Source organism: Vibrio zhanjiangensis (assembly GCF_030161235.1).
GTDB classification, from domain to species: Bacteria; Pseudomonadota; Gammaproteobacteria; order Enterobacterales; family Vibrionaceae; genus Vibrio; species Vibrio zhanjiangensis.
This window is the reverse complement of the sequence record NZ_BSPW01000012.1, coordinates 72,583-93,476: the sequence shown is the minus strand read 5'-3', so window position 1 is coordinate 93,476 and position 20,894 is coordinate 72,583. Positions and strand designations below refer to the sequence as shown.

18 protein-coding genes are annotated in these 20,894 nt (G+C 43.0%); 4 read left to right on the top strand and 14 right to left on the bottom strand.

The annotated features are described in order from the left end of the window. Window positions 1–9: 9 nt before the first annotated feature. The 5 genes from lnt to miaB form a co-directional block, all read right to left on the bottom strand. On the bottom strand, window positions 10–1,542 hold the full coding sequence (gene lnt / locus QQK21_RS02925; protein WP_284190698.1) for an apolipoprotein N-acyltransferase: 1,533 nt from the start codon (window positions 1,540–1,542) through the stop codon (window positions 10–12). A 26-nt stretch (window positions 1,543–1,568) separates the two neighbouring features. Beyond that, complete coding sequence (gene corC / locus QQK21_RS02920) at window positions 1,569–2,468, bottom strand: CNNM family magnesium/cobalt transport protein CorC (RefSeq protein WP_284190697.1); 900 nt, start codon at window positions 2,466–2,468, stop codon at window positions 1,569–1,571. 108 nt (window positions 2,469–2,576) lie between these two features. Then, window positions 2,577–3,041, bottom strand: coding sequence for an rRNA maturation RNase YbeY (gene ybeY / locus QQK21_RS02915; RefSeq protein WP_284190696.1), 465 nt, complete (start codon window positions 3,039–3,041; stop codon window positions 2,577–2,579). After that, on the bottom strand, window positions 3,038–4,135 hold the full coding sequence (locus tag QQK21_RS02910; protein WP_284190695.1) for a PhoH family protein: 1,098 nt from the start codon (window positions 4,133–4,135) through the stop codon (window positions 3,038–3,040). Before QQK21_RS02910 ends, ybeY begins: the two co-directional genes overlap by 4 nt. 105 nt (window positions 4,136–4,240) lie before the next feature. Beyond that, a complete protein-coding gene (gene miaB / locus QQK21_RS02905; RefSeq protein WP_284190694.1) occupies window positions 4,241–5,665 on the bottom strand; it encodes a tRNA (N6-isopentenyl adenosine(37)-C2)-methylthiotransferase MiaB in 1,425 nt (474 codons plus the stop codon). Window positions 5,666–5,946: 281 nt separating this feature from the next. Between miaB and QQK21_RS02900 the strand changes: the two genes are divergently transcribed. Further along, complete coding sequence (locus tag QQK21_RS02900) at window positions 5,947–7,101, top strand: 2-octaprenyl-3-methyl-6-methoxy-1,4-benzoquinol hydroxylase (RefSeq protein ID WP_284190693.1); 1,155 nt, start codon at window positions 5,947–5,949, stop codon at window positions 7,099–7,101. A gap of 56 nt (window positions 7,102–7,157) precedes the next feature. Here QQK21_RS02900 and crr read toward each other — a convergent pair whose 3' ends face one another. The 5 genes from crr to cysZ all read right to left on the bottom strand — a co-directional run bounded on the left by crr (window position 7,158) and on the right by cysZ (window position 12,202). Beyond that, window positions 7,158–7,667, bottom strand: a complete 510-nt coding sequence (gene crr, locus QQK21_RS02895; protein WP_125320444.1) for a PTS glucose transporter subunit IIA — start codon at window positions 7,665–7,667, stop codon at window positions 7,158–7,160. Window positions 7,668–7,776: 109 nt separating this feature from the next. Continuing rightward, a complete protein-coding gene (gene ptsI / locus QQK21_RS02890; RefSeq protein WP_284190692.1) occupies window positions 7,777–9,498 on the bottom strand; it encodes a phosphoenolpyruvate-protein phosphotransferase PtsI in 1,722 nt (573 codons plus the stop codon). A gap of 135 nt (window positions 9,499–9,633) precedes the next feature. Next, window positions 9,634–9,891, bottom strand: coding sequence for an HPr family phosphocarrier protein (locus QQK21_RS02885; RefSeq protein WP_284190691.1), 258 nt, complete (start codon window positions 9,889–9,891; stop codon window positions 9,634–9,636). A 300-nt stretch (window positions 9,892–10,191) separates the two neighbouring features. Then, window positions 10,192–11,160: a cysteine synthase A gene (gene cysK / locus QQK21_RS02880; protein ID WP_284190690.1), complete on the bottom strand. Its 969-nt coding sequence runs from the start codon at window positions 11,158–11,160 to the stop codon at window positions 10,192–10,194. Window positions 11,161–11,464: 304 nt separating this feature from the next. Further along, entirely contained in the window at window positions 11,465–12,202 is a 738-nt protein-coding gene (gene cysZ, locus QQK21_RS02875; protein ID WP_284190689.1) for a sulfate transporter CysZ, read from the bottom strand. Between the two features lie 209 nt (window positions 12,203–12,411). On the opposite strand from cysZ, the gene zipA reads away from it, so the two are divergent. The 3 genes from zipA (at window position 12,412) to QQK21_RS02860 (ending at window position 17,470) form a co-directional block, all read left to right on the top strand. After that, window positions 12,412–13,296, top strand: a complete 885-nt coding sequence (zipA, locus tag QQK21_RS02870) for a cell division protein ZipA (protein WP_284190688.1) — start codon at window positions 12,412–12,414, stop codon at window positions 13,294–13,296. 179 nt (window positions 13,297–13,475) lie between these two features. Further along, the gene (gene ligA, locus QQK21_RS02865) at window positions 13,476–15,485 is read left to right on the top strand and encodes an NAD-dependent DNA ligase LigA (protein ID WP_284190687.1); all 2,010 of its coding nucleotides are present in this window, start codon (window positions 13,476–13,478) and stop codon (window positions 15,483–15,485) included. A 587-nt stretch (window positions 15,486–16,072) separates the two neighbouring features. Beyond that, window positions 16,073–17,470, top strand: coding sequence for an OprD family porin (locus QQK21_RS02860; protein WP_284190686.1), 1,398 nt, complete (start codon window positions 16,073–16,075; stop codon window positions 17,468–17,470). A gap of 47 nt (window positions 17,471–17,517) precedes the next feature. Here QQK21_RS02860 and QQK21_RS02855 read toward each other — a convergent pair whose 3' ends face one another. From QQK21_RS02855 to QQK21_RS02840, 4 genes are all read right to left on the bottom strand, one after another. Then, window positions 17,518–17,697, bottom strand: coding sequence for a hypothetical protein (locus QQK21_RS02855; RefSeq protein WP_284190685.1), 180 nt, complete (start codon window positions 17,695–17,697; stop codon window positions 17,518–17,520). A gap of 284 nt (window positions 17,698–17,981) precedes the next feature. After that, window positions 17,982–18,440: an NfeD family protein gene (locus tag QQK21_RS02850; protein WP_284190684.1), complete on the bottom strand. Its 459-nt coding sequence runs from the start codon at window positions 18,438–18,440 to the stop codon at window positions 17,982–17,984. A gap of 12 nt (window positions 18,441–18,452) precedes the next feature. After that, window positions 18,453–19,370 carry an SPFH domain-containing protein gene (locus QQK21_RS02845; RefSeq protein ID WP_284190683.1) on the bottom strand — a complete coding sequence of 306 codons (918 nt, stop codon included), beginning with the start codon at window positions 19,368–19,370 and terminating at the stop codon, window positions 18,453–18,455. Window positions 19,371–19,734: 364 nt separating this feature from the next. Beyond that, window positions 19,735–20,589 carry a co-chaperone YbbN gene (locus QQK21_RS02840; RefSeq protein ID WP_284190682.1) on the bottom strand — a complete coding sequence of 285 codons (855 nt, stop codon included), beginning with the start codon at window positions 20,587–20,589 and terminating at the stop codon, window positions 19,735–19,737. Between the last annotated feature and the right edge of the window lie 305 nt (window positions 20,590–20,894).

The following is a 20,894-nucleotide window of genomic DNA, read 5'->3' as shown; positions in this document are numbered from 1 at the left end:
CTCTAAGGGCTAGGTGATGTCCTGGCCCTGTATTGAGGCTTTGAATCTCCATCCAACAACGAGACTCAGCAATACCCAAAGATAGAGCGGCCATGTCCCCAGTTTGTGGAAGGGGGTTTGCCCACTTGTCGAAGTGATCTGAGCACGTAGAACACGAGTTTCAAACTGAGGAATTTGAGCAACAACTTTGCCTCGATAATCAGTCACTGCGGTGACGCCATTATTTGTCGATCGGATCAAGGGTTTACCAAGCTCTAGGGCACGCATACGGGCAATCTCCATATGCTGAAGTGGGCCAATCGAATTGCCAAACCATGCGTCATTAGACAGCGTTAGAATAAAATCCGTATCTTTAGTGACATTCTGGCGAACTTGCTCATTAAATATAATTTCATAGCAAAGGGCAGGTGCCATATACCGACCGTTGGCTACTATGTTGGGTTGAATAAAGTCACCACGACTAAAAGATGACATGGGGAGATTAAATATTGGAGCGAGGGGTCTTAAGATATCTTCAAATGGCACGAACTCACCAAACGGCAGTAGGTGATGTTTGTGATATCGTTTGCTCATGTCCAGACTATAATCACCATACTTGGTTTTACCTAAGCTGAGAATGCTATTAAAAAATTGCCCCTTTTCATCTTGGTTGAGGACACCTGTAACAATGGCACTCTCGTTCATCTTACCCGCAGAATCGAGGTTGCTTAAGTAAGATGGAATTTCAACTTCAAATGCTGGAATAGCCGCCTCTGGCCAGATAATAATATCGGCGTCCCAATTTTCTCGTGTGAGGTCGGTGTATTTCATTATGGTTGGCCAACGTTGCTTCGGTAGCCATTTCTTAGCTTGATCGACATTGCCTTGAATCAACGCAAGTTTAGTCACTTTCTCAGGGTTCGGTTGAACCCAGTGGGCCGATTGTAAACCAAATCCTGTAAATAAAATGGTGACTGGGATCAGTATATGCAGCCACTGTTTTTGCAGTACAGCGTAGCTGATAGAGCCTGCTGAAATCAGTAGTAGCAATGTGATAAATTCCACGCCGCCTATTGGTGCGAAGTTACTGAGTGGACTGTCGATCTGGCTATAACCAAGCCATAACCATGGGAATCCGGTCATCACCCAGCCTCTTAGCCAGTCACAACATAGCCAAAGTGCAGGCGCTGCTATCAGAAAGCGAATTCGATTACTTTGGCGAAAGTAGCGGTTTAATAGCCAAGTGAATAGTCCTGAGTAGATAGCAAGGTAGCCTATAAGCAGCGACATCAGAAAAAGGCTGGCAATTTTTGGCATGCCACCGAAATTATCAATACTAATATGTACCCAACTTATGCCAGTGGCAAACTGGCCCAGCCCCCATGCATATCCGGTCCAAAGAGCCGTCCGGTTAGATTGGTTGTGAATTAAAATAAGTAATAGTGCAGGGCTGAGTATCGCGACCGGCCAAAACTGGTAGGGAGCAAAAGCAAATGTGGTAAGAGCGCCAACAAAAACGGCCGCTAGCGGCCGTTTTAGGCGATGAAAAAGTTTTTTAATCATCGTACTACTATCTAATAAAATTTTTGTTACTCTTCAGCTGGTTCTGGAAGAGGCTCTGCATCGGGTATGGTGACTTGCAATTGTAAAACGCGGCGGTTGTCTGCCGAGGTCACTTTGAAGCTGTATTTGTCAATTTCAACGACTTCACCACGTGATGGTAAGTGTCCAAAAGCGGTCATGACCATGCCGCCAACCGTATCCACTTCTTCATCACTAAATGAAGTACTGAAGGTTTCATTGAACTCTTCAATGGTTGTCAGGGCTTTGACAGCATAGGTATGCTTACTGAGCTTGCGAATATCAAGTGCTTCTTCATCGTCAAACTCGTCTTCGATATCGCCAACAATTTCTTCAAGAATATCTTCAATGGTGACAAGACCAGAAACACCACCGAACTCATCTACGACAATGGACATGTGGTATCGTTCCTCACGGAACTCTTTTAATAGGCGGTCAACACGTTTACTTTCCGGTACGACAACGGCAGGACGGATCACTTGCTCAATATCAAAAGGAGCACTGTCTGAGCCTAAATATTTGAGTAAGTCCTTCGCTAGAAGAATACCTTCAACGTGATCTTTGTCGTCACTAATAACTGGGTATCTGGAGTGCTGTGCATCGGTAATCAAGTGAACCAGTGCATCAAGGTCGTCACTGCGTTCAACCGTTACCATTTGTGAGCGAGGGATCATTATGTCTCGTACACGCATCTCGGCTATTTCCATAACGCCTTCGAGCATGTCTCTGGTATCGTGGTCTATCAGGTCATTTTCTTCTGAGTCTCGAAAGACTTCTACTAACTCTTGGCGGTCTTTAGGATCGCCTTGAAACAGTTGACCTAGACGTCCAAAGAAGGACTTTCTACTCGGACCTTCAGATTTTTCTTTCTTACCTTCTGGTGATGAGGGCGAATTGTCTTCGTTCATTTTTTCTCATTTAAGTAACGCTATCAGATGTGTGATAGCACACATTAGTAGAGTGTTATTCCAATAAAAGGTTGCGGATTTAAATCGAGTTTCGCTCCCTTTTCTCTACTACTCTTTTTCAGCTATATACGGGTCATCAAAACCCATAGATTGCATAATTTCTGTTTCGAGGGATTCCATTTCTTCAGCTTCGTTATCCTCGATATGATCATAACCTAGCAGATGCAGGCTTCCATGTACAACCATATGAGCCCAGTGTGCGGCTAAGGGCTTGGATTGCTCTTTGGCTTCTTGCTCGACAACCTGTTTGCAAATAACAAGATCGCCAAGCAGATCCATCTCAATCCCCATTGGAACTTCAAACGGAAAAGACAGGACATTAGTTGGTTTGTCTTTGCCGCGATATTCATGGTTAAGTTGATGGCTTTCGTTCTCATCAACTATTCTCACCGTGACTTCAGCTTGAGGTTGAAATTTTTCAATAGTTGACGTGAGCCAGAAATGGAGTTCTTCAAAGCTCGGTAGACCTGCTTCTTCTTTGACTGCTAATTGAAGATCAAGTTCTATGCTCATGATAGTTTTGTCTCTGGTGCTGAGGTTTCTTGAGGAGCGCCTGTTTCTTGAGCTTTCGCTTCTCTCTCTTCACGCTTGCGCTTTTCATATTCCTTGCGCTCTTTCTGATCTTGCGCTTCCCACTTCTCATAGGCATTAACAATGCGTGCGACAACTGGATGACGAACAACGTCATCTGACTGGAAAAAATTAAAGCTGATTTCATCAACTTCATTGAGTACTTCAATCGCATGACGCAGTCCAGACTTGGCTCCGCGAGGTAGGTCGATTTGTGTCACATCACCTGTAATGACCGCTCTAGAGTTAAAGCCAATACGAGTCAAAAACATTTTCATTTGTTCGACGGTTGTATTTTGGCTTTCATCCAAAATAATAAACGCATCGTTGAGTGTTCTTCCACGCATGTATGCCAGAGGAGCCACTTCTATTACATTACGTTCAATCAGCTTTTCGACCTTTTCGAAGCCAAGCATTTCAAACAAAGCGTCATACAGAGGACGGAGGTATGGATCAACTTTTTGGCTTAAATCACCGGGCAAAAAGCCAAGTTTTTCTCCAGCCTCAACGGCAGGGCGTGTTAACAGAATTCGACGAATCTCTTGACGCTCTAGTGCGTCAACTGCTGCTGCGACGGCAAGATACGTTTTACCGGTTCCCGCAGGACCAATACCAAAAGAAATATCGTGGGTGACCATATTCATTAAGTACTGAGCTTGGTTTGGAGTCCGAGGTTTAATGACGCCTTTTTTGGTTTTAATAAAGACCTCTTTACCGTGTTCGAGATTTGAACCATGGTCTTGCTCTAGCACTCCGGCTTCTTTGATGGCGAGGTGGATTTGCTCAGGTTCTATATCAGGAATATTGCCTCGAACAGGAGCCGTCGCGACGTAAAGGGTTTTAATCAGTTCGAGGGCTGCAGCGGAAGTATGAGGTTTACCTACTATGGTGAAAAAATTGCCTCGGTAGCTTATTTCGACACCTAAGCGGCGCTCTAAATGTTTGATATTGTCATCGAAAGGACCGCAAAGGCTTGCCAGACGGCGGTTGTCAGAAGGTTCCAGATTAATTTCTAGAGTTACAATTTTATTGCTCAAAGTTGCCTCACATTGTTTGCCATTTTTAGAGCCCGATTGTGACCGGACTCTAATGGCTTTATACACCTCTATCTAAGATGGTCACTTAGACGAGTATTTTCAAGCTTAAGGAGTAAAGGTTGCTACTCCGAGTTCGTCTTCGCGCTTTGTTTTTGCCATCATTTGCGTTGGAGAAATAACGGTTCTAAGGTCCATATCTTTTTCTGTACGGACAATTTCTCCGCGTAGTGAATTGGCAAACACATCTGTGATTTTTACATCAACGAATTGACCGATTAATTCAGCATTGCCTTCAAAGTTAACGACACGATTATTCTCTGTACGTGCGCGAAGCTCCATTAGATTCTTTTTAGATGGACCTTCAACCAGAACCCGTTGCTCAGTGCCAAGCATCAGACGAGAATAACGCATCGCTTGTGCATTAATGGTTTGTTGCAATTCGTAAAGGCGATCTTTTTTCGTTTGCTCCGACAAATCGCACGGGTAGTCGGCTGCTGGTGTACCAGGCCTTGGCGAGAAAATAAAACTAAAGCTCATATCAAAGTCGACATCTTTAATCAGTTGCATTGTTGCTTGGTGGTCCATATCTGATTCACCGGGGAAACCAACGATAAAATCTGAGCTTATTTGAATGTCAGGGCGAGCTTTACGCAGCTTACGAATAATGGACTTGTACTCGATAGCGGTATGTGGGCGCTTCATCATAGTTAAGATGCGATCGCTGCCACTTTGCACCGGAAGATGCAAAAAGCTAACAAGCTCAGGGGTATCCTCATAGACCTCGATGATATCGTCAGTAAACTCAAGAGGGTGGCTGGTTGTAAAGCGAATACGGTCAATACCATCAATAGAAGCCACAAGGCGCAGCAGCTGGGCGAAAGAGCAGATATCACCTTCGTGTGTTAATCCACGATACGCGTTGACATTTTGGCCGAGCAGATTAACTTCTCTTACCCCTTGATCTGCCAGTTGGGCAATTTCAAATAAGACATCATCCAGAGGACGGCTAACTTCTTCGCCTCGAGTATAAGGTACGACACAGTAAGTGCAGTACTTAGAGCATCCTTCCATAATTGAAACAAATGCGGTTGCGCCTTCTGCACGAGGCTCCGGCAAGCGATCAAATTTTTCAATTTCAGGGAAAGAAATATCCATAACCGGAGCATCATCAGTCTGAGATTGCTTGATCATTTCAGGGAGACGATGCAAGGTTTGAGGACCAAAGATAACGTCAACAAAAGGGGCACGCTCGCGGATATGATCGCCTTCTTGTGTTGCGACACATCCACCTACACCAATAACAACACCTTGTTTTTTATCTTTGAGAGTCTTCCATCGGCCTAGTTGGTGAAATACCTTCTCTTGTGCTTTCTCACGGATGGAGCAGGTATTTAGGAGTAATACATCTGCTTCTTCTGGTTCTTCTGTTAGCTCATAGCCGTTTGTTGCATTCAGCAGATCGGCCATTTTGGATGAATCGTATTCATTCATCTGGCAGCCCCAGGTTTTGATTAGCAGTTTTTTACTCATGTTGTTCGCTCGATCGTTAGTTTAAATTAAGGGAGCAAATCGCCCAGTGTGGAAAGTGTCGCCACTGTGTCTATTTGGCTATATTTTAGCCTGTTCTATGGCGTTAAGCGGCGTATTGTACTGTTTTCGCAACCTACTGACCAGAGGCTTGATTAAAATCCTTTGATGACCATATTTTTCAAGGGATTTGACCATATCATAGGTGAGGTTTTGGGTTACATTTTGGCGATGAAAAAGTACAATAAAAAACAGCAATATAATTAACGACAAAAGTACGAAATATGACCAAGTTTGATGTTGCCGTTATTGGTGGTGGAATGGTTGGTGCGGCTGTAGCCGTCGGCTTTGCCAAACAAGGAAGAAGTGTGGTAGTTGTTGAGGGGGGGGCGCCGAGCCAATTTGTACCCAATCAACCCATGGATATTAGGGTATCGGCTATTTCACATCACTCGGTGTCAATCTTAGACCGACTCGGGGCATGGAAAAGTATTTCAGAGAAGAGAGTATGCCCTTATCGTCGTCTCGAAACGTGGGAAAATCCTCATTGTCGTACTCGATTTCATGCCGAGTCTCTTGGCATGGATCAGCTTGGTTATATAGTGGAAAACCGTATTGTTCAGCTTGCGTTGTGGGAGCAGTTCGACCATTACCCTAATATCACGCTCCACTGTCCTGATACGTTAGTTACTCTGGATCGTCAACGACCTTGTACTGTGACTTTGGCATCTGGAAAAACATTGATTGCTGATTTGGTGGTTGGCGCGGATGGTGCTAATTCTATGGTTCGAGCATTGGCGGGGATTGGCATCACCGCTTGGGACTATCGCCAGCATTGCATGTTGATTAATGTTGAAACAGCGCTACCTCAGCAGGACATTACTTGGCAACAATTTACGCCATCAGGCCCTCGTTCTTTCTTACCTTTATGTGGACATCAAGGTTCGTTAGTGTGGTATGACTCTCCCAAACGTATAGGGCAGTTATGTTCGATGACCAATGAACAATTGCGCCAAGAGATTATCACACATTTTCCAGACGAGCTGGGGGATGTTAACGTTCTACAATTTGGTTCATTTCCCTTAACTAGAAGGCATGCACAAACATACTCGGCGCCCGCGTGTGTATTGGTTGGTGATGCTGCTCATACGATCAATCCACTCGCGGGACAAGGGGTAAACATAGGTTTTAAAGATGTTGAAGCTTTGCTTGATGTGACATCAGGAGAAACTGATATTTCTCAGCAACTTCTAGAGCGTTATGAAAGAAAGCGTCGCCTAGATAATTTAGTGATGCAGTCTGGAATGGACATTTTTTACAAAGTGTTTAGTAATGACTTAACTGGGCTTAAACTCATTCGAAATGCGGCATTAAAAATGGCTGACAATGCTGGACCAATTAAAACGCAGGTTTTGCGCTATGCATTAGGACTCAAATGAGAGCTTATAAAAAACGCAGCACAAGCGCTGCGTTTTTTGTCACCAAATGAGCTTAGTTACTTTGTTACGCGTAATACAGGTGTTTCACCTACAGAAACGGTACCAGACAGTTTGTTCAGCTCTTTAATCTCATCCATATTTGAGATAACAACAGGCGTTAAAGTTGACTTAGCTTTTTCTTCTAAAAGAGCGAGATCAAACTCAATAATGGTGTCACCAGCTTTTACTGTTTGGCCTTCTTCTGCGATACGCTTAAAGCCTTCACCTTTTAGTTCAACGGTGTCGATACCAAAGTGAACAAACAGCTCTACGCCTTCATCAGATTCAATTGAAAAAGCGTGGTTAGTTTCGAAAATTTTACCAATAGTACCGTTAACAGGAGCTACCATTTTTGTGCCAGCTGGTTTGATAGCAATGCCATCACCAACAATTTTTTCAGCGAAAACAACATCTGGTACATCTTCAATGTTTACAATTTCACCAGATAGAGGCGCAATGATTTCAATTGCATCTGCGTCAGCGCTGTCGTCAGATACTAGCTTCTTAAGTTTGTCAAACAGACCCATTGTGTCATGCTCCTAACGTTTTTGTTTAATTCTGTCGAATTATAGTATACCAATCTTAGCAGATAGACGACTATTTTTAGTCGACTATCCTATTGGTATTAGTTAATTATTAAGACTTATCTGCAATAAATTTTTCTACTGCTGCTTCAATTTCAGCGGCAGTTGGTAGAGATAACGCTTCTTCGGCCATCTTCTGTACTTCGCTGAAGTTCGAATTGCGTATCACTTTCTTTACTTTAGGAATTGAGATACCACTCATTGAGAATTCATCGAGTCCCATGCCAAGTAGAAGCAGTGTTGCACGTTCATCTCCTGCAAGTTCACCACACATTCCCGTCCATTTTCCTTCAGCATGAGAAGCATCAATAACTTGCTTGATCACAGTGAGTACTGCTGGAGATAATGGATTATACAAGTGGGAGATCATCTCATTACCACGATCCACAGCCAATGTGTACTGGGTCAAATCATTAGTACCGATAGAGAAGAATGCCACTTCTTTGGCTAAATGATGGGCAATAGCGGCAGCCGCTGGTGTCTCAACCATAACGCCAATTTCAATGTTTTCATCGAAAGCGAGTCCTTCACTGCGAAGTTCTACTTTGTACTCTTCAATGGCAGCTTTAAGTTCACGTATCTCTTCTACAGAAATGATCATTGGGAACATGATGCGCAGTTTACCATGTGCTGAGGCACGTAAAATACCACGTAATTGGTCACGCAGGATCTCACGGCGATCCAAGCTAATACGTACAGCGCGCCAGCCTAGGAAAGGATTCATCTCCTGTGGCAGGTCCATATAAGGCAGATCTTTATCGCCACCTATGTCCATGGTGCGAATAATAACCGCTTCGCCATTCATCGCTTCAGCAACTTCTCTATACGCTTGATACTGCTCTTCCTCTGTTGGAAGCGCATCGCGGTCCATAAATAGGAACTCGGTACGATACAGGCCTACACCCTCACCACCATTGCGTAAAACACCGTCACAGTCTTTCACTGTGCCTATGTTACCGCAGACTTCAACACGGTGACCATCCAGTGTTTCGGCATGGAGATCTTTAAGTTTGGCAAGCTCTTCTTTTTCAGCAATAAAGGCCGCTTTTACAGCTTTTGCTTCTTCAAGTTCTTTCTGTGACGGGTTGACAACGATTTTGTTGTTCATCGCATCAAGGATTAGAGTATCGCCATTTTGAACTCGTTTGGTAATGTCGTTGGTTCCAACGATAGCTGGAAGCTCAAGAGAACGGGCCATGATAGAAGTGTGTGATGTACGTCCACCAATATCACAAGCAAAACCTAGAACATAGTCTAAGTTAATTTGCGCAGTCTCAGAAGGCGTAAGATCGTAAGCAACTAGGATGACCTCTTGGTCGATGTTGCTTAAGGAAACGATGTTGATGCCTAAAGCGTTTTTTACAAAGCGAGAGCCAATATCGCGAATATCCGTTGCGCGCTCTTTTAGATACTCATCATCGAGAGACTCAAGAGCGGTAGCCTGTTCTTCGATGACGGTGTGAATTGCGTTATCAGCGTGCATCTTATCGTTTTTGATGAGAGCTAGGATTTCTTCTTCTAACTCTTCATCTTCAAGAAGCATAATATGACCTTCAAAGATCGCTTCTTTTTCTTCACCAAATGTTTCCAGTGCTTTTTGTTTAATAGTCTCAAGCTGAGCGGTTGATTTATCGCGTGCCTCGAAGAAACGAGCAATCTCAGTTTCGACTTGCGCATCAGTAATAGAGTTGGTGTTTAGGACAATTTCATCTTCTTGAAGGAGTAGTGCTTTACCAATAGCAATACCTGGAGATGCTAGGATGCCTGAAATCATAGCCTTACCTTAAATGGTCAACTTAAAAACGGGAGAAAATGGGTGTGCTAACGATAATTTTTAGCTTATGTTTGAGTTTATTTCCAACAAAGCCATTTCGTTTTTACAAAATGGCTTTAGAAATGCGAGACCGGATTAGTGCAGTTGGTCCATTAATGCAGCTAGGTGCTCGACGGCTTCTTGAGCTTGAGGCCCCTCAGCGGAGATCGTTACCTGAGTTCCTTTAACGAGACCTAATGTTTGTAGTTTAAACAGGCTCTTTGCACTTGCACTTTTACCGTTAGAAGTCACAGTGATATCCGCATCGAAGCCTTTTGCTTCTTTTACGAATTGTGCAGCCGGACGAGTGTGAAGGCCGTTTTCCGCAGTGATTTCTACTTGCTTCTCGTACATGTCATATACCCCAAATTGATTTATATTTTGATAGATTCTTAATCAGGCTCAGCTTAACCTTTAAATGAATGTTGTGACAAATACACATTATTCATTTAGTGTCATAAATTGACCTGATTGCAAATTTTTCAGATATGACTCCGATCTATGCCGGATTTCATAACCGATGCTAATTCTGGCTTCTCTTTTATTTTGAAGCTAAAAATAAAACTGTCCCGATATTACCAAAGGTGCGTCAGGGATCAACAAAAAAGCCCCTCAAAGGGGCTTTTTTCGCTGAAAAATTGATTTCATCACCTATTATTGATGATTCTCTTTCTCTGTGAAGATACCAGCAAATAGGGCTGTGCTTAAGTAACGTTCACCTGAACTTGGTAGGATAGTTACTATGGTTTTTCCTTGAAATTCAGGTAGATCTGCTATTCTATTAGCGGCGACGACTGCGGCTCCAGATGAAATTCCAGCCAAAATACCTTCCTCTTCCATTAGACGCCTAGCCATGTCAATGGCTTCTTCCGATGTAACAGGTTCAACACGGTCAATTAACCCTAAATCAAGGTTGCCAGGGATAAATCCTGCGCCGATACCCTGAATTTTATGCGGTGCAGGCTGAATTTCTTCCCCTGCTAGTGCTTGAGCAATGACCGGTGACTCAGCTGGCTCAACCGCAACTGACACGATATTTTTGCCCTTTTCGCCTTTGATGTAGCGGCTTGTTCCGGTAATTGTTCCTCCTGTTCCGACGCCAGCAACCAAAACATCAACTTGTCCATCCGTGGCATCCCAGATTTCAGGACCCGTTGTTTTCTCGTGAATTTGAGGGTTTGCTGGGTTGTTAAATTGCTGGAGCAGCAGATACTTTTCAGGGGCAGAAGCAACAATTTCTTCGGCTTTGGCTATTGAACCTTTCATTCCCTTCGCGGCTTCAGTTAGCTCAAGGTTGGCACCGAGTGCCTTAAGCAGCTTACGACGTTCAAGACTCATAGACTCAGGCATTGTTAGTGTTAGCTTATAGCCACGAGCAGCGGCGACGAACGCCAATGCAATGCCAGTGTTGCCGCTTGTCGGCTCTACAATTTCTATCCCAGGCTTTAACTTGCCTTCTTTTTCCGCTTGCCAAATCATGTTGGCACCAATACGGCATTTGACACTAAAACTTGGGTTTCGAGCTTCTATTTTTGCCAGAACTTTACCTTTACTCACTTTATTGAGTCGGACCAGAGGTGTATTCCCTATGGTAAGAGAGTTATCTTCGTAGATTTTGCTCATGTCTTGATCCTTCGTTTGTTGAGCGCCTAGAGTCTGAACTAGTGTTGAGATCTTTGGCGAGAGGTTTGGGCATTCATAAACCCTGCATGGGTAGAAGAGTAGGCCAGCGGCAAATCCGAGAGAAGGATTAAAAAGTTATAAGTTATTAGAATGAGATAAAGAGCATGTTATTGAATTTGAGTAGTATGCTGGATAGAACTAATGCCGATTGTAAAGGTCGACAGGTCATATTATGCAATTGACGCTCGGCCGACCTTTCGCTGGCTTCTAACTCGCTATGCGCTATGAGCGATGTTGTAAAGGACTATCGTTTGAACTCTGATACCCAAATAGCGGTTGCTCCACATACCGCAACAGGCATAACGATGAGATTCAAAATTGGAATCGTAGTAAAGATGGAGACTAATCCACCAAAACTGTAAGCCTTGATTTGTTTTTGTTTCAAGTCGCGACGCATGTCATTAAACGCAATTTTGTGGTTATCAAATGGGTAATCACAATATTGAATTGCGAGCATCCAAGCGGAAAAAGCAAACCACAGAATAGGGCCCAATGTTTGGCCAATGCCGGGAATCAACAGTAAAATAAACAGACCGATTGCCTTGGGTAATACGTAAACGAGTTTACGCCATTCTCGCGCAAGAATTCTCGGTGTATCTTTTATCACAGCCAGTATATTGTCGTCGTTGACTGTCTGTCCTGTGAGGTGTTCTTCGACCTTTTCTGCCAAAAGTCCATTGAATGGCGCGGCGATAAAGTTCGCTAATGTACTAAAAAAATAAGAAAAAGTGGCAAGAATGGTCAAAACTAGTAGTGGCCATAGCAAATAGGTTAACCAAGATAGAAAACTTGGCAGCTGTCCTATCAATTGTTCTATCCAAGTGTCGAGATGAGAAAAAAGATAGAATAGGGCGCCTCCTACCAGCAGAATGTTAGCGATTAAGGGAAGAATGACGTATTGGCGGATCCCCGGTGTCACGGCGAGTTTTAAGCCGTAAAAAAAGTAACCGAAGCCGGAACGATGAGGTTGTATTGAATTCATAAGCCTTGACTGAGTGTGATTTAAAATTGAACGCTTTTTATCTTAACAAAGAAAAAGCGTGTTCAAAATCACAACATTGTATGAACTTCTCACATTAAGCTGTTCTAAAACAGGTGAGAGTTTTGGTAAAGTTAGATTTAGAGAAGGTTTAACAAGGTTCGATAAGTTCATTTGCGAACTAAATGTATCGATTAATTTGAGAGTGGAACATGCAGGAATTGCGATTTGTACTCATAATCGTCGGAGCGATAGCGATTGCCGCTTTATTGTTTCACGGCTTATGGACAAGCAAAAGAGAAGTGAAAACTAAGTTTGGTAGCAAGCCACTTCGCAAATTAGATGTGGGTAAGGAAAAAGGGATTGATCCAGACTCTATTCCAGAGACAAACGTTGCGCCGGAAGATGATTTTGAGATTATTCGTAAGGTGCGAAAAGAACCGGACTTCATTCAAGACAATATCGAAGCTGATCCCTTGATTGATGGCTATTCAGAGCCAGAGAGCAATCCGCTTTTTTCTTCTAATTCAGAGGTAAAAGTGGCAGATGTTGACGATCCTTTTATGTCCAGTGGAGAAGCGGAATCGTTTGCAACTGATGCACAGACGTCAGTAACTAAGCCTGATGTTGAGGCGCAGGTGAAATCTGCAGAACAAGACGCCTCACCTCAGCAAGATATCGAAGTCATTGTGCTCAACGTTCACTGCTCAGGATCTGAGCCACTAGTGGGCACTAAGCTCTTTGACAGCATGCAGCAAAATGGTTTGCTGTATGGTGAAATGGATATTTTTCATCGCCATTCTGATCTGTCAGGGACAGGTAAGGTATTGTTTAGTGTTGCAAATATGATGCAACCTGGCACCCTTGCTCATTCAGATCCTGCCGAGTTTACGACTAAGGGGATTTCATTTTTTATGACGCTACCTTGTTATGGCGATCCTGAACAGAATTTTAAGTTGATGCTCAAAACCGCTCAGCAGATTGCCGATGACCTTGGAGCCAACGTATTAGACGATGCACGGAATTTAATGACACCGAGCCGCCTGGATGCATATCGAGCCCAAATTCAGGAATTTAAGTCTTTACAAAGTGCCTGAAGAAAAGAATATTTCGTTAAAGGCTCCGAATCGCGGAGCCTTTCTTTTTTGAGTTGTGGTTGAGTATTTAACCATATCGCAGTAAAAATACCGGCATATCGGTCGATTTAACCCGCTGGACATGAATGGCTTCGTCTCAGCATTATGTTAGTTATTAACTTTTTAAAACAGAGTGAGTTATGCCTCAAGATATTCAAGAAAAGCTCAATCAATTGCGTGAAATCCTTCATCACCATGGCGTGAAATACTACGTTGAAGATAATCCCCAGATTCCGGATTCGGAATATGATCGTTTAATGCGTGAATTACTTGAGCTAGAGGCCAAGCACCCTGAGTTAATGAGCCTTGATTCACCCAGTCAGCGGGTAGGTGGTAAGCCACTTGATGGTTTTCAACCTGTGAAACATGAGATAGCTATGCTATCGCTCGATAATGCTTTTGATGATGATGAGCTTGATGCGTTTTATAAACGTATGTTAGATCGCCTCTCTGTTACAGAATTGGCGCACTTTTGTTGCGAGCCAAAATTGGATGGCTTGGCTGTGAGCCTTTTATATGAAGAGGGTATTTTGATTCAAGCGGCTACCCGTGGGGATGGGGCAACTGGGGAAAATATTACAGAAAATGTTCGTACCATTAAATCAATTCCTCTTACATTACATGGCGATAGTTGGCCGCGACGTATAGAGGTTCGAGGCGAGGTGTTTATGCCTAAACTCGGTTTTCAGCAGCTCAATCAGCACGCTTTGCGTAAAGGGGACAAAGTGTTTGTTAATCCACGTAATGCCGCGGCTGGAAGTTTACGCCAGCTCGACTCTCGAATTACCGCTACGCGCCCCTTAAGTTTTTATGCCTATAGTGTCGGTGTTATTGAAGGTGGGGCGTTATCTCAGAGCCATTATCAGCGTTTTGTTCAATTAAAAGGCTGGGGACTCCCAATGTGTCCAGAGACTCGCCAAGTATCGACGCTTGGAGAAGTTAAAGCTTATTACCAAGATATTTTAACACGTAGAGATGAGTTGGCCTATGAAATCGATGGTGTTGTAATCAAGGTTGATGATATTGCTTTGCAGGAAAAGCTCGGCTTTGTGGCTAGAGCACCTCGTTGGGCAATCGCCTATAAATTCCCTGCTCAGGAAGAAATCACAGTGCTCAATGGTGTTGAGTTTCAGGTTGGCCGTACAGGGGCCATTACTCCAGTTGCGAAACTCGAACCCGTGTTTGTTGGTGGTGTTACGGTCAGTAATGCCACCCTGCATAATGCAGATGAAATTGCCCGTCTAAAGGTCAAAATTGGAGATAGTGTGATTGTACGACGAGCCGGTGACGTGATCCCGCAAATCGTATCATATATCGAAGAACGAAGGCCTGAAGATGCACAAGAAATAGTATTTCCAACTCAATGCCCTGTTTGCCACTCTCAAATAGAACGTCTTGAAGGTGAAGCGGTAGCAAGATGTTCGGGAGGCTTATTTTGCCAGGCGCAAAGAAAAGAAGCGTTAAAACATTTTGTCTCGCGTAAAGCACTTGATGTTGATGGATTGGGTGAGAAAGTCATTGAGCAGCTCGTCGATAGAGAGATGGTTGCAACACCCGCTGACCTATTTAAGCTGTCTGCCGGAGTTCTCACTGTGCTCGATAGAATGGGGCCAAAATCGGCGCAAAACGTTGTTAGCGCTTTGAACAAAGCTAAATCAACGACGCTAGCTCGGTTTATCTATTCTCTAGGTATTCGCGAGGTGGGAGAAGCCACAGCTGCCAATCTTGCGCAGCATTTTAAGACTTTTGATAAGATAAAGACCGCCACGCATGAGCAGTTGGTTGAAGTGTCCGACATCGGAGATATTGTCGCCAGTCATGTTATTGCTTTCTTTGCCCAAGAGAAAAATCAACAAGTGATTGAAGATTTGCTCGCTCAAGGGATTGTTTGGCCTGATGTTGAAGAGCCTAAGCAGGATATTCCTCAACCCTTGCGAGGAAAAACTGTCGTATTGACGGGATCTTTATCTCAACTGTCACGCAATGATGCCAAAGCAGCACTACAAAATTTGGGTGCTAAGGTAACAGGTAGTGTGAGTAAGAACACCGATATTCTCTTTGCCGGTGACAATGCTGGTTCTAAACTGACCAAGGCGCAAGAACTGGGGGTTGAGATAAAAACTGAGCAAGATCTTGTTGATTTAATATAGTTTGTCGTGACGTACCGTTTTTTGATGAATAAGAAAAGAACACTAGTATTTGCTATGTATAGCAAATATAGGGGAATATATTTCAATAGGAAATAACGTACGTATAAATTATTTGTAACCACCTCATCAGGTGGTTTTTTTTTGGTGAAAATTATTGATGGGTTTTATTCGTTTTTATTGAGGGAAATTAATGCAGTGATCAAAATCTAATTACTTAAAAATCCGTTAATATTATGACTCTTATGCGATCACGCTCCCATTTGATAAAATTCAGATTATTCCTAACTTGTTGTATTTATGATGAAAAATATCTAATTAATATTTTTGTATTAAAATTTTGAATAAGGTCACTGCGTGAGTAAAAGTTTGTAGCAGGTCATATTTCTATATTTTCAGGTAAAGTTCTAATTGATATTTTTCGTTGCGAAGTTAGTCTTGATCGTGGATACATTGAGTTCTGAACTCAGTGATAAAGTAAAAGATGAATTCCTTTTTATTATTTTTTACACAAGGAAAGTGCTCTCTCTTCGGCGGCCAACTTAAGATGAGAGCATAAAAACAGCTATATCCACTTTTAGGAGTTTTCCATGGACAAATATTTTAAATTGTCTTCAGTTGTACTAGCTATGCTAGCAGTCTCTAGCCCAGTGTTAGCATCGACAGAGAGTGCTGCAGGTGACCAATATGTCGAAGCCGTGGATGAGTTCATGCAAGATTCGACACTCAACGCCTTGTTTGTGGTGGACACTCGCTCTAGAACGCGAACATCGGGCAAACCGGGAGGAAGTGATGGGGAGCGTTGGAGCCGATTAGATTACTCTGCCTACAACGCAATATTGGACTTTTCTTCTGGTCACCATGAAGGATGGCTCGGGGCTGATCTTGCAGCTTACTATTCGGGAGACCTCTACAACGAGAGTTTGAAAGGTGATGATGGGTATTTATGCAATGAGATTTCAACCTGTTCGAATCTAGATTGGGGGGCTGGAGAAGGTGATCAGCTTAAAGTATATAAAGCTGCACTCAAATTTAAGTCTGGTGAAGAATTTAATGCTCGGTTCGGTATGCTGCAATCTAGCGGTAATGGTACCGTGGGTAATGTTTGGAGTTTTGTTCCCGGTACTTACCGCGGCTTTGAGTTAAATACAAAAGTTGGAGAATATAATCTGAGCTATTTTGGTGCTGACCAATTTACGGCACCTTGGCTATTGCATGAAGATGATTATGCAGCACCACTTTGGTCTGACACATCATGGAGCTACCTCCATTCTCTTGGCCTTAATGGGCAAATAACAGACAGTGTGTATATACAACTTGGCATAGGCCAAGCAACAGGAGTGCGTTACTCAAATGTTGATTGGGGGACAAATCAAATTACTAGCTATACCGATGAACATGATAACTCTTCCTACAAGGCGTACCTAAAATATCAACATAGCGAAAATACCGTACTTGCGGCTGATTTTTATGCTGTCAACGATGATGTGAAATATGATGGTTTAGGCTATCACGCCGGACTCTCATTACAACACTCTTTTGGGCAGCTCGCTTGGATCTCTGAACTGCGTTACACAGACACAGATAATCGAGCTGATTTTGTGCCACGAACTATCCACACCTATGGTATGACCAATGGTACTTGGTCCCAATACTGGGACGCGCTTTCCGATTGGAATAAATCAGGGGAAATCGCATGGTATAATCGCGTGTCATACGATCAGGGTAATGGCTGGAATTATTATTTAGGGCTGGGTTATGGTACTGGATCTGATTCTGCAGCCAGTGGTGCATCGGGGGATTGGGACTATGAAAGCGAATACGCAGTGAATGCCACCATTGCCTACTCACTTCAGAGTGGCTCACTAAAAGGTACAACAATTCGTTTACATGGAACCATTCTTGAGCGCGACGAATTCGCTGGTGCTAAAGATGCAGATGAAACCGACATCCGTTTCCAAGTGTTAATACCATATAGCTTTATTTAGTCGCGGTATCACGGAGAGGAGTATTGGACTCCTCTCGTAAAATGTTTCTAGAGCGCTTTGCCATTGAACATTTTGCAATACAAGGGAGGGAGTTGTTGAACTTGACCTTTCTTAAGTTCACACTTTACTTCTGAGCTTAATGTCCTTCCGCCTTGATCACCGTTGGCTTGAAGATTAAATGAGATAATAGTTAAAACAGGCAGTAGCAGTGTCAGTTTTGCTTTCATTCGTTTTCTCGCTCCATAGTCGAGGTTTAGGTGAATAGGTTTGTGTTGAATGCTGAATAAAAAGTAGCCATGCAAGTAAAGCCTGATTGATGAGTGTCACATGAGCTATGCAATAATAAGTATGCAAGCGAACTCGGCAATATCAAGCGAAATGGCGTTTTTACGCAATCAATGGTTAGGATATAAGGTGGGTAAATATAGGAAGAGGCATTGCTATGCCTCTTCTGATATTGTTTGGTAGTTTGAAAATGAAATTATTGTGACAGGTGATAACTTTTGCTGGTTTAACTGAGTTTCTTCTCTTCGATCGTTAAAATGATTCCATTCACTTGGGTCACTTCGACTAGGGTTCCAGCCGCTATGGGGTGGTCGGTTTGAGCAGACCAAGTGCTATCACCAATTTTAATTCTGTGTCGTCCAGGAGCTATGTCCTCTTCAATCACAACCGTTTGCCCTAGCATTTGTTTTTGCTTTTGATTCAGTTGTCTGTGTTCATCATCAAAAACATCTTGATTAAATTGCTTCCGCCACCATAACCAAGATGTGACCAATGAAAACACGGCGAATGCTATCCATTGTAACTGCCAACTCATTGGCAATACAGACAGCAAGAGTCCAATGAGCAGTGCAGAGATACCAAGCCAAAGAAAGTATCCAGCAGTACCAAATAATTCCATAGCTAGCAACACAAGCCCAAATGCTAGCCAATGCCAATGGTTAATAGAATCGAGTAATTCGAGCAAGTGGACCTCTGCCTATTTTTGTTCAGATTGTTTGAACATTTCGGCAATACCAGCAACCGACCCCATAAGACCAGTCGCTTCAAGCGGTAGCATGATGATTTTGCCATTTTCAGCTTGGCCAATACTGCGCAGTGCATCTGTATAACCTTGGGCAATAAAGTAATTGACAGCCTGCATGTCACCTTGAGCTATCGCCTCTGAGACCATGGTCGTTGCGCGAGCTTCTGCTTCTGCAGCGCGCTCCCGAGCTTCTGCTTGCAATATTGCTGCTTGTTTTTCACCTTCAGCTTTGAGTATCTCGGATTGTTTTTGCCCCTCAGCTCTGAGAATTTCTGCTTGGCGTATGCCTTCTGCTTCTAGTATTTCGGCACGCTTGTTTCGTTCGGCTTTCATCTGCGCATTCATAGCTGCGGTAAGATCGGTGGGAGGTTGTACATCTTTGATCTCGATGCGTGTGACTTTAATACCCCATGGGTTAGTGGCTTCATCGACAATAGAGAGTAATTTACCGTTGATCATATCTCTTTGACTGAGCATTTCATCTAGCTCCATTGAGCCGAGCACTGTTCTGATGTTGGTGAGGGTTAGATTACGAATCGCATGTTCTAAATCGTTGACTTCGTATGCCGCTTGTGCCGCATTGATTACTTGGACAAAACAAACCGCGTCAATGGTAACATTAGCATTGTCTTTTGAGATCACCTCTTGAGCGGGAATGTCGAGAACACGCTCCATCATATTGATTTTATGTCCAATTCTATCGATGAAGGGAATAATAATGTTTAATCCTGGTTTGAGCGTATGCGTGTAGCGACCAAAACGTTCAACAGTCCAATGGTTACCTTGAGGAACAGTTTTCACTCCTGCAATGATAAATGCGATGACGACAACCAATAGAATCCCGATGGTAGCAATAGAGTCGATGATCATATGTAAATCCGTATCTAAATCTTTATGCTGATTGTTGCTTAGTTTGGTGTTAAATACAATGATATAAATGCAAGATAATTACATATTTCAGACTCTATCAGTATTGAGACAAGGAAATAATGCCAACATCAAAGACTCGGGATGGTAAGCTTTCGTATCAGCATGGAGGATACTTGGGAAATAATTACTTTCAAGAATGCAATCAAGGATGATCAATCACTTGTTTCGATGTTTAACATAAGATGCTGAGAATTTGGATAGTTTGGTTATTGCTACTGACTAAAGATTTATTTCTAGGGCGAAGACAAAGCCGCTTAACCAAAGTGTCCAACTTCAGGTTAGTCGGCTTTGTCTTTTTGCAAAATCAATATAGGAGTGAGTATAGCTTGCGTCTATATTGAGAGGCTATTGGGTTGGTTTGCCCCAGAGCAGCAAGGATATCCATAAAATGTTTTTTTATTTCACCATCGAGACTATTCAAATCTGTACTTAAAAAGCGCCAAAGGATGTCGAGTGCTTCTTGGTCCCGATTAACTTGGTGATAACTCAACGCTAGGTCAGCTGCCAGCTTTGCATTAGTTAAATCTGCTTGAAATTGTTGTTCAAGCAATTGAATTTCTGGGCTGTTTGCAGATTGCTCGTGTAGTTCCAGTTTAGCTACTAATCCTTTGTAGCGACTGTCTTGATATTCCAAAGGAATGTTATCTAGTAAGACTTTTGCTTGTTCAAAATTTTGGGTTTCAACGAGGCATTCTGCAATTGCTAGCTTTACATCACCTTTTTGCTTTAGTTCATCTGGTAATGCCTGAAGGAGAGTTAAGGCTTGGCCATACTCTTGTGTTTGAATGAACTCCATCGCTTGTTTGACATTGAGTTCATCTTGGCTGGGTAGATGATTAGCTAACATAGCTTGTACTGTTTGCAGATCTTGTGGTCCGCCAAGACCGTCAACAGGTTGACCGTTTACAAACAGTGCTAGGGTAGGCAGTGTTTGAACACCAAACTGGCTGGCAATCATTTGCTCTTGCTCACAGTTTAAGAGCGCCAATGTAAAAGCTCCACTGTATTGTTGTGCTAACTCTTTTAGCTGTGGAATGAGTTGTGTGCTTGCCTCACTCATCGATGCCCAAAAATGGATAAGCACGGGAGTTTGCATTGATCCTTCGAGTACTGGACGAAAATTTTGCTCGTTGAGTTCGACAATAAATGGCGACTGCATTAGCGGGTTCCTTGCAAAAAATTGTTATATCACCGACATATGGGCGCGGTTGGGAAATATCAAGCCCTTGCTAGCCTGTGGCGTACAAATACAAAAATACCGCCAATACAGCGGTATTTTTCCAAATTAAAGTGGAGGCGTTTACAAAATGATGAACAAAGTTAGCGCAACACCCACACTTAGCCAGTTTAATTGGTTCAATGTCATGTTTTTATTCCGAATGTAACGCTTTCATATAATTGTGAAGTCGATGACCTCATTAGTTAGTTTATCTTTTTATTATTACGCTATGATGACATCTGTGT

Coding starts and splice junctions, on each gene's coding strand:
- lnt (WP_284190698.1), bottom strand. CDS start 1,542: ATGATTAAAAAACTTTTTCATCGCCTAAAACGGCCGCTAGCGGCCGTT.
- corC (WP_284190697.1), bottom strand. CDS start 2,468: ATGAACGAAGACAATTCGCCCTCATCACCAGAAGGTAAGAAAGAAAAA.
- ybeY (WP_284190696.1), bottom strand. CDS start 3,041: ATGAGCATAGAACTTGATCTTCAATTAGCAGTCAAAGAAGAAGCAGGT.
- miaB (WP_284190694.1), bottom strand. CDS start 5,665: ATGAGTAAAAAACTGCTAATCAAAACCTGGGGCTGCCAGATGAATGAA.
- QQK21_RS02900 (WP_284190693.1), top strand. CDS start 5,947: ATGACCAAGTTTGATGTTGCCGTTATTGGTGGTGGAATGGTTGGTGCG.
- crr (WP_125320444.1), bottom strand. CDS start 7,667: ATGGGTCTGTTTGACAAACTTAAGAAGCTAGTATCTGACGACAGCGCT.
- ptsI (WP_284190692.1), bottom strand. CDS start 9,498: ATGATTTCAGGCATCCTAGCATCTCCAGGTATTGCTATTGGTAAAGCA.
- QQK21_RS02885 (WP_284190691.1), bottom strand. CDS start 9,891: ATGTACGAGAAGCAAGTAGAAATCACTGCGGAAAACGGCCTTCACACT.
- cysK (WP_284190690.1), bottom strand. CDS start 11,160: ATGAGCAAAATCTACGAAGATAACTCTCTTACCATAGGGAATACACCT.
- cysZ (WP_284190689.1), bottom strand. CDS start 12,202: ATGAATTCAATACAACCTCATCGTTCCGGCTTCGGTTACTTTTTTTAC.
- zipA (WP_284190688.1), top strand. CDS start 12,412: ATGCAGGAATTGCGATTTGTACTCATAATCGTCGGAGCGATAGCGATT.
- ligA (WP_284190687.1), top strand. CDS start 13,476: ATGCCTCAAGATATTCAAGAAAAGCTCAATCAATTGCGTGAAATCCTT.
- QQK21_RS02860 (WP_284190686.1), top strand. CDS start 16,073: ATGGACAAATATTTTAAATTGTCTTCAGTTGTACTAGCTATGCTAGCA.
- QQK21_RS02855 (WP_284190685.1), bottom strand. CDS start 17,697: ATGAAAGCAAAACTGACACTGCTACTGCCTGTTTTAACTATTATCTCA.
- QQK21_RS02845 (WP_284190683.1), bottom strand. CDS start 19,370: ATGATCATCGACTCTATTGCTACCATCGGGATTCTATTGGTTGTCGTC.
- QQK21_RS02840 (WP_284190682.1), bottom strand. CDS start 20,589: ATGCAGTCGCCATTTATTGTCGAACTCAACGAGCAAAATTTTCGTCCA.